General features: G+C 62.0%; 17 protein-coding genes and 1 pseudogene. 7 read left to right on the forward strand and 11 right to left on the reverse strand.

Going from position 1 to position 15,709, the window contains the following annotated elements; translation table 11 throughout:
• Positions 1–20: 20 nt before the first annotated feature.
• From fba to NKI24_RS16325, 4 genes are read right to left on the reverse strand one after another with little or no spacing between them, the layout of a single operon-like run.
• Complete coding sequence (fba, locus tag NKI24_RS16310) at positions 21–1,100, reverse strand: class II fructose-bisphosphate aldolase (RefSeq protein ID WP_352450674.1); 1,080 nt, start codon at positions 1,098–1,100, stop codon at positions 21–23.
• 12 nt (positions 1,101–1,112) lie between these two features.
• Positions 1,113–3,119, reverse strand: a complete 2,007-nt coding sequence (gene tkt / locus NKI24_RS16315) for a transketolase (RefSeq protein ID WP_352746638.1) — start codon at positions 3,117–3,119, stop codon at positions 1,113–1,115.
• A gap of 10 nt (positions 3,120–3,129) precedes the next feature.
• Complete coding sequence (locus NKI24_RS16320; protein ID WP_023678839.1) at positions 3,130–4,002, reverse strand: phosphoribulokinase; 873 nt, start codon at positions 4,000–4,002, stop codon at positions 3,130–3,132.
• A 5-nt stretch (positions 4,003–4,007) separates the two neighbouring features.
• Positions 4,008–5,054, reverse strand: coding sequence for a class 1 fructose-bisphosphatase (locus NKI24_RS16325; RefSeq protein ID WP_352744716.1), 1,047 nt, complete (start codon positions 5,052–5,054; stop codon positions 4,008–4,010).
• Between the two features lie 123 nt (positions 5,055–5,177).
• Here NKI24_RS16325 and NKI24_RS16330 point away from each other — a divergent pair, with 123 nt between their 5' ends.
• Positions 5,178–6,137, forward strand: a complete 960-nt coding sequence (locus NKI24_RS16330) for a LysR family transcriptional regulator (RefSeq protein ID WP_352450677.1) — start codon at positions 5,178–5,180, stop codon at positions 6,135–6,137.
• Between the two features lie 203 nt (positions 6,138–6,340).
• Here the strand turns inward: NKI24_RS16330 and NKI24_RS16335 are convergent, their stop codons facing one another.
• Together NKI24_RS16335 and NKI24_RS16340 are read right to left on the reverse strand one after the other, a co-directional pair.
• The gene (locus tag NKI24_RS16335; RefSeq protein WP_352746641.1) at positions 6,341–6,799 is read right to left on the reverse strand and encodes a nuclear transport factor 2 family protein; all 459 of its coding nucleotides are present in this window, start codon (positions 6,797–6,799) and stop codon (positions 6,341–6,343) included.
• Positions 6,800–6,910: 111 nt separating this feature from the next.
• A complete protein-coding gene (locus NKI24_RS16340) occupies positions 6,911–7,273 on the reverse strand; it encodes a hypothetical protein (protein WP_352450679.1) in 363 nt (120 codons plus the stop codon).
• Between the two features lie 80 nt (positions 7,274–7,353).
• Between NKI24_RS16340 and NKI24_RS16345 the strand changes: the two genes are divergently transcribed.
• The 4 genes from NKI24_RS16345 to NKI24_RS16360 all read left to right on the forward strand — a co-directional run bounded on the left by NKI24_RS16345 (position 7,354) and on the right by NKI24_RS16360 (position 10,651).
• Positions 7,354–7,932: a TetR/AcrR family transcriptional regulator gene (locus NKI24_RS16345; protein WP_352746644.1), complete on the forward strand. Its 579-nt coding sequence runs from the start codon at positions 7,354–7,356 to the stop codon at positions 7,930–7,932.
• A gap of 46 nt (positions 7,933–7,978) precedes the next feature.
• Complete coding sequence (fabF, locus tag NKI24_RS16350; protein ID WP_352746647.1) at positions 7,979–9,283, forward strand: beta-ketoacyl-ACP synthase II; 1,305 nt, start codon at positions 7,979–7,981, stop codon at positions 9,281–9,283.
• A 67-nt stretch (positions 9,284–9,350) separates the two neighbouring features.
• Positions 9,351–10,166: an oxidoreductase gene (locus NKI24_RS16355; RefSeq protein WP_352458841.1), complete on the forward strand. Its 816-nt coding sequence runs from the start codon at positions 9,351–9,353 to the stop codon at positions 10,164–10,166.
• A 284-nt stretch (positions 10,167–10,450) separates the two neighbouring features.
• Positions 10,451–10,651 (forward strand): hypothetical protein, encoded by a 201-nt coding sequence (locus NKI24_RS16360; RefSeq protein WP_352746650.1) that lies wholly within the window; start codon positions 10,451–10,453, stop codon positions 10,649–10,651.
• A 27-nt stretch (positions 10,652–10,678) separates the two neighbouring features.
• Here NKI24_RS16360 and NKI24_RS16365 read toward each other — a convergent pair whose 3' ends face one another.
• The 5 genes from NKI24_RS16365 to NKI24_RS16385 form a co-directional block, all read right to left on the reverse strand.
• Positions 10,679–11,308: a hypothetical protein gene (locus NKI24_RS16365; protein ID WP_352746653.1), complete on the reverse strand. Its 630-nt coding sequence runs from the start codon at positions 11,306–11,308 to the stop codon at positions 10,679–10,681.
• Entirely contained in the window at positions 11,308–12,168 is an 861-nt protein-coding gene (locus NKI24_RS16370) for a lanthanide ABC transporter permease protein PedC (RefSeq protein WP_352746677.1), read from the reverse strand. Before NKI24_RS16370 ends, NKI24_RS16365 begins: the two co-directional genes overlap by 1 nt.
• A gap of 11 nt (positions 12,169–12,179) precedes the next feature.
• On the reverse strand, positions 12,180–12,968 hold the full coding sequence (locus tag NKI24_RS16375) for a lanthanide ABC transporter ATP-binding protein PedB/LutE (protein ID WP_352746655.1): 789 nt from the start codon (positions 12,966–12,968) through the stop codon (positions 12,180–12,182).
• 98 nt (positions 12,969–13,066) lie between these two features.
• Positions 13,067–13,993 (reverse strand): YVTN family beta-propeller repeat protein, encoded by a 927-nt coding sequence (locus NKI24_RS16380; protein WP_352450694.1) that lies wholly within the window; start codon positions 13,991–13,993, stop codon positions 13,067–13,069.
• 60 nt (positions 13,994–14,053) lie between these two features.
• Positions 14,054–15,229 carry a lanthanide ABC transporter ABC transporter substrate-binding protein PedA1 gene (locus NKI24_RS16385; RefSeq protein ID WP_352450695.1) on the reverse strand — a complete coding sequence of 392 codons (1,176 nt, stop codon included), beginning with the start codon at positions 15,227–15,229 and terminating at the stop codon, positions 14,054–14,056.
• Between NKI24_RS16385 and NKI24_RS16390 the strand changes: the two genes are divergently transcribed.
• Together NKI24_RS16390 and NKI24_RS16395 are read left to right on the forward strand one after the other, a co-directional pair.
• Positions 15,207–15,512 carry a hypothetical protein gene (locus NKI24_RS16390; RefSeq protein WP_352746684.1) on the forward strand — a complete coding sequence of 102 codons (306 nt, stop codon included), beginning with the start codon at positions 15,207–15,209 and terminating at the stop codon, positions 15,510–15,512. The two genes, NKI24_RS16385 and NKI24_RS16390, sit on opposite strands and share 23 nt — an antisense overlap.
• Before the next feature lie 34 nt (positions 15,513–15,546).
• Positions 15,547–15,709 (forward strand): annotated as a pseudogene (locus tag NKI24_RS16395) (S-(hydroxymethyl)glutathione dehydrogenase); the annotation flags it as partial.

Consider the following 15,709-nt stretch of genomic DNA (forward strand, 5'->3'; position numbering starts at 1 on the left):
GCAGGTCTCCTGTTTGCCGCTCAGGCGGCTTTCGCGGTTGCGATTTGGGGGTCGAGCTTTCCTGCGGCGTAACGTTTCGCCATCTCATCCATGGCGATCACCCTGATCTTCGACGCGTGGCCTGCGGTGCCGAAGCGTTCGAAGCGATCGCGGCAAAGGTCGCGCAGGGCGTCCATGGCGGGTTTCAGGAATTTACGCGGATCGAATTCGCGCGGGTCCTCCGTCGCAACGCGGCGGAACTGCCCGGCCATGGCCATTCGGCAATCGGTGTCGATGTTGACCTTGCGCACGCCGTAGCGGATGCCGCGCTCGATTTCCTCGACCGGGACGCCAAAGGTCTGGGGCATCTCGCCGCCATAGTTGTTGATGATGTCCTGCAGTTCCTGCGGCACGGAGGAAGACCCGTGCATGACCAGATGCGTGTTGGGCAGCTTTTCGTGGATCGCCTCGATCACCTGCATGGCCAGGATGCCGCCGTCAGGCTTGCGGCTGAATTTATAGGCGCCGTGGGAGGTACCGCAGGCGATCGCCAGCGCGTCGACCCGGGTGGCGGTGACGAAGTCGACCGCCTGGTCGGGATCGGTCAAAAGCTGGTCGTTGGAAAGCGCACCTTCAGCGCCGTGCCCGTCCTCGGCCTCGCCCTGGCCGGTTTCCAGCGAGCCGAGCACGCCGAGCTCGCCTTCGACCGAAGCGCCGACCCAATGCGCCATGCGTGTGACACGTTCGGTGATGGCGACGTTGTAATCGTAGCTCGCCGGCGTCTTGGCGTCCGCCATCAATGACCCGTCCATCATCACCGAGGTGAAGCCGTGGCGGATCGCCGACAGGCAGGTGGCCTCGTTGTTGCCGTGATCCTGATGGATGCAGAGCGGAATGGCCGGATGGATTTCGGTCAACGCCTCCATCATCTTGGCCAGCATGATGTCATTGGCATAGGAACGGGCGCCGCGCGAGGCCTGGATGATAACCGGCGCATCGCAGGCCCTGGCGGCCTCCATGATGGCGAGGCCCTGTTCCATGTTGTTGATGTTGAATGCCGGCACCCCGTAGCCGTGCTCGGCGGCATGGTCGAGAAGCTGGCGAAGGGTGATGCGGGCCATTGTCGGTTTCTCCTAGATGGTGAGCTTCAGCGCCGCTGCGGCGACGGCTTCGGGCGTGATGTCGAAATGCCGGTAGAGATCCGGGGCAGGGGCGCTGGCGCCGAAACCAGCCATGCCGACGAAAGCGCCGGTGTCGCCGATCCAGCGGTCCCAGCCGAGCCGTGCTGCGGCTTCGATGGCGATGCGCGGCGCCAGGCCGAGGACGGCTTTGCGGAAGTCCGCATCCTGTTCCTCAAAGAGCTCCCAGCACGGCATCGAGACGACCGTGGCGGCGATGCCGTGCTCGGTCTCCAGCCGTTCGGCGGCGGCAATAGCGATCTCGACCTCCGAGCCGGTGGCGATCAGCGTCACCGCGCGGTGCCGGGCTGGCTCGCGCAGGATGTAGGCGCCCCGGCTCGACCGGTTCTCGTCGCCGTGCCCCTGGCGCAGCATCGGCAGGTTCTGGCGCGAGAGCACCAGCACGCTCGGCCGCTTCTGGCTTCTCAGTGCCAGTTCCCAGCATTCCGCCGTTTCGATGATGTCGGCCGGACGGAAGACGTTGAGGTTTGGCGTCGCCCGCAGCATCGCCAGGTGCTCGACCGGCTGGTGGGTCGGGCCGTCTTCGCCGAGACCAATGGAATCATGCGTCATCACATAGATGACGCGCTGGCCCATGAGCGCCGAGAGCCGCATCGCGCCGCGCGCATAGTCGGCGAAGCACAGGAACGTGCCGCCATAAGGCACGAAGCCGCCATGCAGTGCGATGCCGTTCATGGCTGCGGCCATGCCGTGCTCGCGGATTCCATAGTGGATGTAGCGGCCGGCGTAGTCGCCCGGCGCGATGCGGTTCATACCCTTGGTGATCGTCAGGTTCGAATGCGTCAGATCGGCGGAGCCGCCGACGGTCAGTTCGGTTGCGCCATTGATCGCAGCGAGTGCCATTTCCGAGGCTTTTCGCGTTGCAACCTTGGTCGCCTTCCCGACATGCTCCTTGCGGAAGGCGCCGAGTGCTTCGAATACCGCGTCGGGCAGGGCGCCGGCGACCGCGCCCTCGAAGGCCTGGCGCCGCGGCGAGGCGGCAAGCCGCTGCTCCCAGGCGCGGCGTGCCGCTTGACCGCGGCCGGCAATCTCGCGCCAGGCGAAAAGGGTATCGTCCGGCACCTCGAACGGCGCGAAGGCCCAGCCGATGTTTTCGCGCGTCGCGGCGATCTCCGCATCGCCCAGCGGCGCGCCATGCGTCTTTTCCGAACCGCCCAGATTGGGCGCTCCCTTGCCGATCACCGTGCGGCAGGCGATCAGAGACGGCTGGTCCGATTGCTGCGCCGCTTCGATTGCCGCCGCAACGGTTTCGGTGTCGTGGCCGTTCACCGACTGGACATGCCATCCAGCGGCTTTGAACCGCGCCGGCTGGTCCATCGATGTCGACAGGGAAGTGGGCCCGTCGATCGAGATCGCATTGTCGTCCCAAAAGACGATCAGCCGGGAGAGCTTCAGGTGACCGGCAAGATCGATCGCCTCGTGGCTGATGCCTTCCTGCAGGCAGCCGTCGCCGGCGATCGCGTAGGTGAAATGGTCGACGAGATCGGCGCCGTGGCGGGCCGCCAGCATGCGCTCCGCCAGCGCCATGCCGACAGCAGTCGAAATGCCTTGTCCAAGCGGGCCGGTCGTCGTCTCGATGCCAAGCGCATGGCCATATTCCGGATGTCCGGCGGTGCGGCTGCCCAGCTGGCGAAACCGCTGCAATTCTTCGATAGGCATGTCTTCAAAGCCTAGCAGGTAATGCAGCGCATACTGCAGCATCGAGCCGTGCCCGGCCGACAGCACGAAGCGGTCACGATCGGGCCAGTTGGGGGCCGACGGATCGATATTGATGAAGCGGCTGAACAGCACCGTTGCGACATCGGCCATGCCCATCGGCATGCCAGGATGACCGGAATTGGCCTTTTGGACGCTGTCCATCGCCAGTGCGCGAATGGCGTTGGCCATGTCCCGTTCCGAGACGGCGGCGACGGGCTTCAGTGCTGCTGCTTGGCTGTTCATGGCGTCCTCCTCACGACACACGGTTCTTGCGTTCGATCAATTGCAGGATGAGCGGCGTCAGGATCAGCTGCATGGCAAGGTCGAGCTTGTTGCCGGGCACCACTATGGAATTCGGCCGCGACATGAACGAGTCGTGGATCATCGAAAGCAGGTAGGGGAAATCGATGCCGCGGGGATTGGCGAAGCGGATAACCAGCATCGATTCGTCGGGCGTCGGAATCCAGCGCGCGATGAATGGATTGGACGTGTCGACGATCGGCACGCGCTGGAAGTTGATGGCGGTCTGCGAAAACTGCGGGACGATGTAGCGGACATAGTCCGGCATACGGCGCAGGATCACGTCCATCACCGCCTCGGTGGAATAGCCGCGCGTTGCGCGGTCGCGATGGATCTTCTGGATCCATTCGAGATTTATGACCGGCACCACGCCGATCTTGAGGTCCGCGTGCCTGGCCAGGTTGATCTTGTCGGTGACGACGCAGCCATGCAGGCCCTCGTAGAAGAGCAGGTCGCTCGGAGGAAATTCGCGCCATTCGGTGAAATGTCCCGGCGGCGTGCCGTACTGCTTCTCCTCATCCTCATCATGGATGTAGGTGCGGGTCTTTCCGGTTCCCCGGCGGCCATATTCCTCGAATACCTCTTCGAGGATTGCCAATTCATTGGCCTCGGCGTGGAAGTGGGTGAAGTTCGGATTGCCCGCCTTTTCCTCCTCGGCCACCTTCGCCTTCATCGTGGCGCGGTCGTAGCGATGGAAAGCATCGCCTTCGATGAAGGCGGCCCCGATGTTCTCGCGCCGGAAGATCAGTTCGAAGATGCGCTTGACAGAGGTGGTGCCTGCGCCCGACGACCCGGTGATGGTAATGATGGGGTGCTTTGCCGACATGGTCTTCAGGCCCTGAAAAGGCCGCGGCGGCTGAACAGCGGCGCGCGCTCGCCGATGGCGCTCGGCTCGGTGTGGTAGCGGGTGATGCGCGCGACTTCCCGCGCCGATCCGAAAACCATGGGCACGCGCTGGTGCAGGCTCTCGGGCTCGATTTCGAGGATGCGGGTGATCGTATCGGTGGCGGCACCGCCCGCCTGTTCGACGAGATAGGCGATCGGGTTTGCCTCATAGACGAGGCGCAGCCGTCCCTGGCGGTAAGTCTTGCGCTTGTCGCCTGGATACAGGAATACGCCGCCGCGCATCAATATGCGGTAGCAGTCCGCGACCAGGGAGGCGATCCAGCGCATGTTGAAGTCCTTCTCGCGTGGGCCTTCGGTGCCTTCAAGGCAGTCGTCGATGTAGAGCCGCACCGCCTCGTCCCAATGCCGGTAGTTGGCGGCGTTGATGGCGAACTCCTGGGTTCGCTGTGGGATGATCCGGCTCTCATAGGCCTGGACGAAGGTGCCGAGCCTGGTCGAGAGAACGAAGACATGGGTGCCGCTGCCGAGCGACAGAACCAGCGCCAGCTGCGGGCCGTAGATGAAGAAACCGGCGCCCAGCTGGTTCACGCCTGCCTGCAAAAACGAGGCGGCCGGATTCGCATCCGGCGCACCAATTGCAGGGAGGAGCGAGAAGACCGTTCCGATCGACACGTTGGTGTCGATGTTGGATGAGCCGTCGAGCGGGTCGATGGCGATGGCAAGAGGCGCTTGCCTGTCGAGCAGCACCGGCTGCTCCAGTTCCTCGGAAGCGTAGAGCGCGACCGGAGCGCGGCGCATGGCGTCGAGGAAGATGTCATCGGCGAAGACATCGAGATCCTTCTGGATGTCGCCGTCAGCATTGGCGCCGCGGGCTCCGGCAAAGGCCGTGCCGAGCACCCCTTGATTGATGGTGTTGCGGATCGTGGTGGCCGCCTGCGTCAGCTGACGGATGGTCGCTACGACGGCGGAGCGCAGTTCGTCCGGCTCGCCAAGATAGGAGTTCAGAAAAGCGTCGAGCGTTGCCGCTGGCATCGTAACCTCCCGATCCAGCCGCCTCTCCTCGGGTCGGCCGGATTGGGAAAGGAGAACAAACGACGCTGGATAAGTAAAATTCAATAACTTTACTCAGGCAATAAAAAAATTTTAGTATGCCCAATGAGAAACCTCACGCTCAAGCAGTTCAAGACCGTTCAGGCAATCATCAGCCACGGAAAAATCGTCAGCGCGGCCAAGGTGTTAGGCCTGTCTCCTCCAGCGGTAACGATCCAGTTGCGGCAGGTGGAGGAGGAGTTCCAACTGGCCTTGTTCGACCGGACGTCGGACGGCATGCGTCCCACTGCCGCAGGTCTGGCCTTCGTCGAGACGGCACAGGCCATCGAGGAGCGGCTTCGTCTGCTCGAAGACAAGATGGATGCAATCAAGGGCGTGCGCGCCGGCAGCTTGCGGCTCGGCGTCGTTTCCACGGCCAAATATTTCGCACCGCGGCTGATGGCCGCCTTCATGAAGGAACATCCCGATATCGACATGCGCCTTGCCATCGGCAACCGCGCCGAGACGATCGACAATCTGAAGAACCACGACATCGATATCGCGCTGATGGGACGCCCGGCCAAGGAAGTCCCGGTGCGTGCTTCGGTCTTCGGCGATCACCCGCTGGTCATCATCGCACCGCCCGACCACCCGCTGGCGTCGGCACGCGACATTTCCAAGGAGCGGATCGCCGAGGAGCATTTCCTCATTCGCGAGTCCGGCTCCGGCACGCGCATCTCGCTGGAAATATTTTTGAGCGACGTGCCTGGCCGCATCGACGATCTCGGCGTCGAGATGGGCTCGAACGAGACGATCAAACAGGCGGTGATGGCCGGGCTCGGCATCGCCTTCATCTCTGCCCACACCATCGCCGCGGAAATCGAGGCTGGCCGGCTGGTCATCCTCGACGTCGTCGGCATGCCGATCCGCCGGCAATGGTTTTCGGTGATGCGCAGCGATCACGCGATCTCGCCGGCGATGGCGACCTTCCACGATTTCCTGATGCGCAAGGGCGCGATGTACCTGCCACTGTTCGGCAAGCTCTATCCGCACGAGGAACTGAACAGTAGAGGTCGCGCGAGTTAGGGCGCGCGGTCCAGGCAAACGCTTCAGACAAACGATGGTGTGTATCAGCGGCTGATCGGCTGTGACCTCCTGACCGATGTTCACGAGCCGAGGCATCGCTGGTGGCACGCATTTGCGGAGCCGAGGCGACCGCCCTCCAAGCGCTGGGCCACGGGGTAGCGCCCCCGCGTTCACGGAACGGGTGGGCTTTGACTGAGCGTCTGCTAGCCTACAATTGGTTCGGCGACAGCTTCTTCGAGGCCAGCTGCCGCTTGGGCGGCAAGACCGCGGGCCGCTGCTTGTGAATCGTAAAATTCCTCAAGTGCATAGACTCTGCCCCACCGCAGGGTGAACACGTGGAGACCACGGTTGACGTACGACGCGTCGCCATTGAGCAGCGTTGCGGTGCCGTCCCACTGGGCAAACACGGTGGTATGCCACGGCCAGCCCTTCACCCAGATGTGGATGACCGTGAGATGGAGATTGGGCAGGACGCGGCCGAGGCGCTCAAACCAGCGGCGCATGGCTTCTTTGTCGCGGCGCTCATCACCAAGTGCGTGGGCGCCGGAAACGCGGTGATGGACATTCGGCGCGAGTGCCTTCACCGCCTCATCCCAGCGATGGTCGTTGACGTGGTCGAAGCTCTCTCGGACCGATTTCTCGACAAAATAGCTGTATAGCATTTGACCTCTCCCCAAACTTATTCGATGGCGTGATCGAGGCACCGTGTGGCGAGCCGAGCGGACGCGAGAGCCCACGGCCAGCAGCACGCCGGCTGCGGTCTGAACTCTGGCTCAGCGTATTGTCGCGTCGGCCCGCAGATGCATGTCAGTCTCGGTCGACACCGTCACCTCATCCCCGGACCTTGAGAACGCGTAGAGCGAGCCTCGGTGGCCCGGCATGGAAAAAGCCACGGAGTCATCGTCGGCGAGACCCATGACGATGCGCAGCGGATCGCCCCCCGTCTTCGGCGCGAAGGTGGCGGTGACCTCCAGGAGGCCGCCGTCGACCGGGACGTAGTAGACAACCATGTCAAGGTGTCCCTCGTGCAGGCTGCCGCCCTCGATCGGGCGTCCGATGGTGGCTTCCTCGGCAAAAGCCGGGGTCGCAAGAAACAGCGCGGCCAGGAGCGATGCGCTCAGGGTTTTGCGGATCATTTCATATCTCCTTTTTTAGATTGCGTTCGAACTCTATATAGGCTATAGATTACGAACGCAATCTAAAAAAGAGGTCAAAAATGCGCGTAAGTCGTACCCAGGCCGCGGAAAACCGAGAAACCGTAATCAACGTGGCAAGCCGCCTTTTTCGGGAGCGCGGCTTTGATGGTATCGGCCTTAAGGATCTGATGAAGGGTGCCGGACTGACCCAAGGCGCGTTTTACAAGCAGTTCGCATCCAAGGACGACCTGGCGGCGCAGGCGTCCAGGCGGGCGATGGAGAGCGCCACCCGTCGATGGTCGGCCGCGACTGCGGCAAACCCTGATGATCCGCTTGGCGCGGTGATCGCGTTCTACCTCAGTATGGACCATCGCGGAGAAAAGATGGACGGCTGCCCGATCGTGGCGCTCGGCTCGGATGCCGCCAGACAGGGCAAGGACGTGAAAGCGCCATTCGAAGCCGGGATCAAGGAGCATCTCGAGATCCTCGGCCGTTTCATTGCTGAGACCGGTGGCGGGGAGTTCGATACCAGGGCCATGGCCATTCTCTCGACGATGGTGGGTGCGCTGATGTTATCGCGCGTCATCAACGATCCTGACCTCGCGCAGGCCTTTCTGGATGCGGCGGCCAATCAGGTTCGTGAATCAGCCGGCGCTTGAACGGCGTCGCGGCGCCTGCGGCGCGCCCAAACTGACAGGAAAATAGATGCGACGGATTGTTGTTACGGGCATGGGAGCGGTTACGCCCCTTGCTGCCGATGTTGAAACGTCCTGGTCGCGTCTCCTGGCCGGCCGCTCGGGCATCCGGAGGCTTGCGGATGATGTGGTGGGCGACCTGCCGGCGAAGGTCGGCGGGGTGGTGCCCTCCACAGAAGAAGATCCGGACGCTGGTTTCGATCCGGAAGCCATCCTTCCGCCGAAGGATCAGCGCAAGGTAGACCGGTTCATTCTCTTTGCGCTGGCCGCGGCACAAGAGGCGCTCGCCCAAGCAAGATGGGCCCCCGTCTCGGAAGCGGATCGCTTGCGCACGGCCACGATCATCGCCTCGGGCGTCGGCGGGTTCCCGGCCATAACCGAGGCGGTGCGCACGGTCGACCGGCGCGGCGTCCGCCGTCTATCACCTTTTACGGTGCCGTCCTTCCTGGTGAACCTCGCGGCAGGCCACGTCTCGATCCGCTATGGCTTCAAAGGTCCGCTCGGTGCACCCGTGACGGCGTGCGCGGCCGGCATTCAGGCGATCGGCGATGCGGCTCGCCTAATCCGCGCCAACGAGGCCGATATTGCCGTGTGCGGCGGGACGGAAGCATGCATGAATCTTGTCAGCCTCGGTGGGTTTGCTGCGGCACGCTCTCTTTCGACGTCCTTTAATCACCGTCCTGATGAGGCCTCCCGACCGTTCGACAAGTCGCGGGACGGCTTCGTCATGGGCGAAGGAGCCGGCATGCTGGTCATCGAGGAATTGAGCCACGCGCTGGCGCGCGGCGCAAGACCGCTGGCCGAGCTTGTCGGCTACGGCACGACGGCGGATGCTCATCACGTCACCTCCGGTCCCGAGGACGGCGACGGTGCGCGCCGGGCCATGGAGATCGCAATCGCCCAAGCAGGGATTTCGCCCCGCGAGGTTCGTCATCTCAATGCCCATGCGACCTCCACGCCGGTGGGCGACCTGGGTGAGATCGAAGCGATCAAGAGCGTGTTCGGGCGCGATTTCGCGATAGCTGTCAGTGCATCGAAATCGGCGACCGGACACCTGCTCGGAGCCGCCGGCGGGCTTGGAGCAATCTTCGCAATCCTGGCGCTCAGGGATCAGATGGCACCGCCGACCCTCAATCTGAGCGCTCCCGATCCGGCCGGCGACGGGATCGACTTCGTCGCAAACCGGGCCCGGCCGATGGCGATGGGCTATGCAATCTCCAATGGCTTCGGCTTCGGAGGCGTTAATGCCAGCGCGCTGTTCCGGCGCTGGACGGATGATCTGGCCGGCGCGAGTACCGGAGGCGCTCATGATTGACGCCTTTCGCTCCGACCTGTCGTGCTTCTCCCACGCCAATCCAAAACGAAGAAAGAAGTGACCCTCCATGAACAAGACCAATCTAGGCGTCGCCCTGGTGACGGGGGCATCCAGCGGTATCGGGCACACAACGGCCAAAGCCCTGCAGAACGCGGGCTTTCGCGTGTTCGGAACCAGCCGTCGCGCGGTCGTCGACCGATCCGATGGCGTTACCATGCTGGCCTGTGACGTGACCGATGACACGTCCGTGGCGAAACTTGTCCAGGACGTGCTGGCCGAGACCGGGCGCATTGACCTGCTTGTCAATAATGCCGGCGTTGGCCTGCTTGGTGGCGCGGAGGAGTCCTCGATGGCCCAGGCCAAGTCGTTGTTTGACGTGAACGTCTTTGGCGTTATGCGAGTAACCAAAGCGGTGTTGCCGACAATGCGCCGCCAAGGCAAGGGCAGAATCGTCAATTTGAGCTCGGTGCAGGGGTTCATTCCAGCTCCCTATTTCGCGCTTTATTCGTCGACCAAGCATGCCGTTGAGGGCTACTCCGAATCGCTCGACCACGAACTGCGTACTTTCGGAATTCGCGTCGTGTTGGTGGAGCCCGCCTATACCCGCACCTCATTTGAAGAAAATCTCGCCAGGCCGGATCAGTTGCTTGACATCTATGACTCTGCGCGCGCCGGCATGAATGCAGCTGTGCGGAAAGCGATGGAAAAAGGCGATGCGCCGGAAGTGGTGGCCAGGACCGTTTTGGCGGCTGCGACCGATCCCGCTCCGAAGGGGCGCTATGCGGCTGGAAAAATGGCGCGCCAGGTCAGTTTCCTGCGCCGTTTCGTCCCCGCATCCGCTTTCGACAAGAGCCTGCGAAAGCAGAACGGACTGCCGGTCTGAGGTCGACAACAATGATATTCCTGTTTCGGTCGAGCCCATGCGAGAGCGCGTTCCAGGAGTTCACATTTTTTGGCACTGGCACAGCCGGACGCGCATCTTCGATGCGCGCGCGTCCGCGACCGAGCCCTGCGGTCGTTGGCGTTAGATTAGCGCCATGTTATATTGCGGCGCGAAAGAGCGGGGGCCACGTTCCTTTCACACCCGTAAGTGATCCGTATGTGCGATCCCTGCAGACTGGTCGGTATCACGGAAACTCCCTCGGGAATCGAAGGGGACAAGGGGTAATGCTCTACACGCTCGTTATGATGGTCTGCCTGACGGATGTGCCGCAGACCTGTGAACAACGCGAACAGATGGTGGACGGCCTGGCGATGAATCCCGGGACCGCCTTCACGCAGGCGCAATCGCTGGTAGCCCAGTGGATCGAGACGCATCCCGGTTATTTCGTTCAGCGCTGGCGCGTGCTGCCCGGCCGTGGATCGTGATATCCGCCGCGAAGATCGAATGAGGTTCTATTTCTTCGCGGCGAGCGTTTCCGAGACGGCCTTGGACAATTGATAAAGCCGCTGCTCGATTATCGTCGGCACTTCACAGACGTAGGTCAGTGATTGGACGCGTTCATTGAAAATTCGCGTTGCGAATTTCAGCTGTTCGGTTCGCCGATCGATCTCTTCGGGATCTGCATCCGGCTTTGCCCGCAATGCATCGACATCGGACGCTTCCTTGCGCAACGCGGCGGCCATTTCGAGCTGCTTGTGGGCGTAGCGGGAAATACCGGAGATCACCTGCGAACGCTCTGCGTCCAGGTGGTCGAACATGCCTTGCACCATCATCGCCATTTTGGGTGCACGTTGCTCGGCCGGCAAGGAGGCCGCGAAATCCCTGATCTTCTTTTGAGCTTCCGCAATCGGCATCCGGCGAGCTGCCACTTCCTCGATCAGGGCGGAGATGGTGGGGTCCTTCGACCAGTCCTTCGCGGCTGAAGGAAGGTCCGGTCCGCTCCAGATCTGGCCGAGCGAGAGTTGCGGCACCTTGCGCTGCATGCAGGGCCAGTCTGGATCGGGGTTGGCCGCCATGGCGTTGACGCCCGGCGCGAGCATGGCGACCAGAGCCAGACCGCGAACATGGATCATTCGCGCCATCAGGCATTTCCTCCCGTGTCCTGTTTGCGGGTCATCAGGCCGCGCGAAGGGTCGTAGGCGATGATGGCGGCGGCAAGGAAAAGCAGCGTGCAGCCGGCAACGACGCCCAGCGACAGCCAGTCAACCTGGCCGTAGAAGGCGAAGCGGATCAGTTCGACGGCGTAAGTAAATGGATTGGCGAGGCAGATTTTGTAGAGCAGGGGACTAGCCTCCTGGATACGCCACAAGGGATAGAGTGCCGGAGAAGCGAAATAGCCGGGAAAGATGATGAAGTTCATGATGCCAGCGAAGTTTTCGAGCTGCTTGATCATTGAGGACAGAAGCATGCCGAGCGCGCACAGCATCATGCCTGACAGGAACAGCGCCGGCAGCACGGTGAGATAGCCAAGCGGCGGCGCCTTGACGCCCCAGAACCAGGCAACGATCAGGAACGCGTAAACCTGCGCGATCGACACGGCGACACCGGCGAGCATCTTCGAGATCAGTAAAAACCAACGCGGGAAGGGGCTGACCAGCAGGGTGCGCATGTTGCCCATTTCGCGGTCATAGACCATCGACAGCGAAGACTGCATGCCCGAAAACAGCAGAATCATGCCGCACAGGCCCGGCGTGATGTAGACCTCGTAGAGCACGTAGGTCTTGTAGGGCGGGATGATCGATACGCCGAGCACCTGCCGGAATCCGGCGGCAAAAATGAACAGCCAGACGAGCGGCCGAACCAGCGAGGATATAAAGCGCTCGCGCTGATGCAGGAAGCGCAGGCACTCCCGCACGACGATCCCTTTGAGGCAAACGAGGTAGTGGTGGAGCCCAAACTGTTCGAACTTCACCGGCGTGAGGGTGGCGACTTTTGCCGGCATTGCGGGAGCGCTCATGGCGACATCTCCGCGATGCCGCTTGTTTCGATGCGGTTGAGCCTGGAAAAGGCGTCGCGGATCGAACTGGCACCGCTCGTCGCAACGACATCGGCCACCTTACCCTTGGCAACCAGGTCGCCCTGCCGCAGCACGACGACATGGTCGCCGTCTTCGACCTCACCGATCAGATGCGTCGCCCACAGCACACCGATGCCCTCGGTTTCGACGAGTTTGCGGATGGTGGCCAAAATGCCCGCACGCGACTGGATGTCGAGACCGACCGTCGCCTCGTCGAGCAGCAGCAGGGAAGGGCGGTGGAGCAGCGCCCGCGCGATCTCGATGCGCCGCATTTGGCCGCCGGAAAGACTGCGTGCCTTGTCATGCTGACGGCCCTGCATGTTGACTGTATCGAGCAGCGCGGCAATGCGCTGCCGGGCTTGGTGTCCGCCAATGCCATGCAGCGAGGCGTGGTAGGAGAGGTTCTGGTGGACGCTGAGGTCGAGGTCGAGCGTGCGTGCCTGGAATACGATGCCGACACGCCTGAGCGCTTCGCCCGAAGCGCGGCCGACGTCATGGCCGAAGATGCGGATCGATCCGCGGCGGGTGCCGTAGAGATGGCTGATCAGTGAAAACAAAGTTGTCTTGCCGGCCCCATTGAGGCCGAGCAGAACGGTGAAAGTTCCCGGCGCGATCGAGAATGAGACGTCCTGGAGCGCTCGCTTCGGACCATAGGAATGGCTGATGCCGGCAACATCGAGCGCTGCCACCTCCTCTCCAGCTCCGCTTGTCCTCACATGCTGCATGCCGCTGGCTCCTTCGGGGCGCGCTGCTTATCTAGTGCACTTGCAACATCCCCGCGGCATATATTCATCACGTCGGCCTCCCTGATCATTGCTGCGGTCTAGTGGGGCGATATGGCCACGCCCCAAGGCTGCTGGCCCACCGTAACCGATTGAACCGGCTCGTCCGTCGCCGTGTCGATGAAGGTGATGTCGTTGGAATTGCCGTTGGTGGTGATCAGCGTCTTCTGATCGGGGGTGAAGTCGAGATGCCAGACGCGCTGGCCGACCAGGATGTATTTTTCCACCTCGTAGGTTTCGGTGTTGATGACGGCGACGTGGTTCGCTGGGCCGAGCGCGACATAGGCTTTCTTGCCGTCCGCGCTGATTGCGATGCCGACCGGCTGGATGGTTTCGGGCCGCAGTCCCGCAATCGCGAACTGGATCTTCTTCACCACCTCGCGTTTGAGACTGTCGATGACGCTGACGGTACCGCCGATTTCGGCACTGACCCAGATCTGTGATCCGTCGGGCTTGAATTGCGCAAAGCGCGGACGCGTGTCGACCAGGACGTTGTCGGTCACCTCATGGCTGTCGGTGTCGATGAAATGCGCCATGCTGGTGGTTTCGGAGGTGTTGACCATGGTTTTGCCATCGGGACTGACGGCCATGCCTTCAGGCTCCACCCCAACGGGAATCTCGGTCATGACCTGCTTGCTCTCGACATTGATCGCGGTGACGAGATTGTCGTCCTCGTTGGCGACGTAGAGCGTCTTGCCGTCGGGCGAAAGCACGAACAGTTCGGGATCGGGGCCCGATGGCAGCGTGCCAACGATCTGCAGCGTCGCGGTATCGATGATTTCGATCGTATCGTCATCGCTGGCGCACAAATAGATGAACTTGCCGTCATGCGAGATGGTGATACCGCGCGGCCTCTGGCCGACTTCGACGGTCTTCACCACTTGCATCGTCGCCGTGTCGACGACCGTTATCGTATTGTCTTTCTCGTTGGAGACATAAACGGTGTAAGCCCACGCCGGATTGGCCATGAAGCCGAGAATGGTGAGTGCGCAAGCTCGTCTCTGCACGAAAATTCCTCCCGATTGGTTCTACTTAAGGACGCATTTCGTTTCCGGTTGATCGACGCCGAGCGTATCGAGCTCGGAGATCTGGTGGAGATAACCCTCCTGTGGCGATGTCGAGACCACGGATTTGGTGTCGCCGAGCAGGATTGGCTGGCGAAGCTGATGGTTCCACTTGCGGAAGGTCAGCTTCTGTCCCTTGAAGGCGGCGACCGAGAAATCGTCCGAGCGGATGTAGTCGCTGATCTTCTTCGGATCGTCGCCATTGGTCCGTGTGCTCGCTTCGCCCACCGCCCGCACCGCCGTCCAGGCCGACATATCCTTGGACAGCATTCGCCGGCCGGTCGTCCTCAGGAAACGGCTTTGCATTTGAATGCCACCCCATTGCTCGCTCGCGGGATGCCAGGACGATGCGACAAGACCGGCCGTGCCGGCGACCAGCCGCGGTGTCCAGGTGCGGTAGGGCACATAGGTTCCGAACACCTCGCTCTCATCGGCGACAAGCACCACGTCATGCTCCGGCAGATCCTGCGTGAACACGGAAATCTGCTGCTGTATCTGCGTGGCGCCGGTGTCGGTGCGGCGCGCCGTGCCGGTGTCTTTGAACTCCTTCTCGGCGACGATCTGACCGCCGAAGCGAGCCGCCGCGCGGCGCAACGCGGCCGCATAGAGATGATCCCGCTCATGCGAACCATAGAGCAGCACCCAATTCGGCCATTTCTTTATCACGAGATACTGCGCCAGCGCGTCAGCCAGCATGCTTCGTGTCGGCGCCACATGGAAAATGTTTATGCGGCAGTCTTCCTCGCGCAGGCTGTCGTCTGTGGCACCGACATTGAAGACCAGAACGCCCTTGTCGCGGGCGATGTCGGCGATCGACAGCAATTGCCTGGCCGAGAGGTCAGCGACAACATAGCGGTCACCTTTGGCAATCAGATCGTTGAACGCCTGAACCGCGTCGGCGTCCGGCTTGACCTCGGCTATGTCGAGGCTGAATTTCTGGCTGAGGAACTTTCCTGTCGTGTTGTTGTCGCCGATCGCCACATTGGCGCCGGCGACACCTTCGTCGCGTGGCGGCAGGTCCAGCAGGGAAAGCGCCAGTTGCGGCGCGTAGGCCCGCAAATAACCTATTCTGATTTCGGCTATCTTTCTTTCCGGCCTGTCGGCAGCGAGCGGTTGCTTGCCCGTCACTTCCTGGGCCATCACGCCTGTAACGTTGGCGGTCTGGAAAAAAAAGCACAAAAAGGCCGCGAGAGTGCCTGGCACCGCGCTCGTCATCGATAAAACTGCCTATTCTTGCACTAAAGTCCGATTGTTCCCGGACCAGCGCGAATTCAAGGTGCCCACAATGAGCTTAGCGGACGCCACAAGATTTATCAAAGCCCTGCAAGTGGACTTACGTGTCTGCTTTAGTCCTATTCCTTTTCGCGGGGATACGGCGATGAATGAGCGTATTGCGGTCTCATCCGCAGCAATGGCGGAATGAGAAACTCTATGGGTCGTCATGGGAGGATTGCCTGATGAAAACGCGCGCCGCTGTCGCCGTTGCCGCCGGAAAGCCGCTGCAGATCATGGAGGTCGACCTCGAAGGCCCCCGCGATGGCGAGGTGCTGGTCGAGATCAAGGCAACCGGCATCTGCCACACCGACGAGTTCACGCTGTCGGGCGCCGACCCGGAAGGCC

The organism is Mesorhizobium sp. M0701, from assembly GCF_040320365.1.
In the GTDB taxonomy this organism is placed as follows: Bacteria; Pseudomonadota; Alphaproteobacteria; order Rhizobiales; family Rhizobiaceae; genus Mesorhizobium.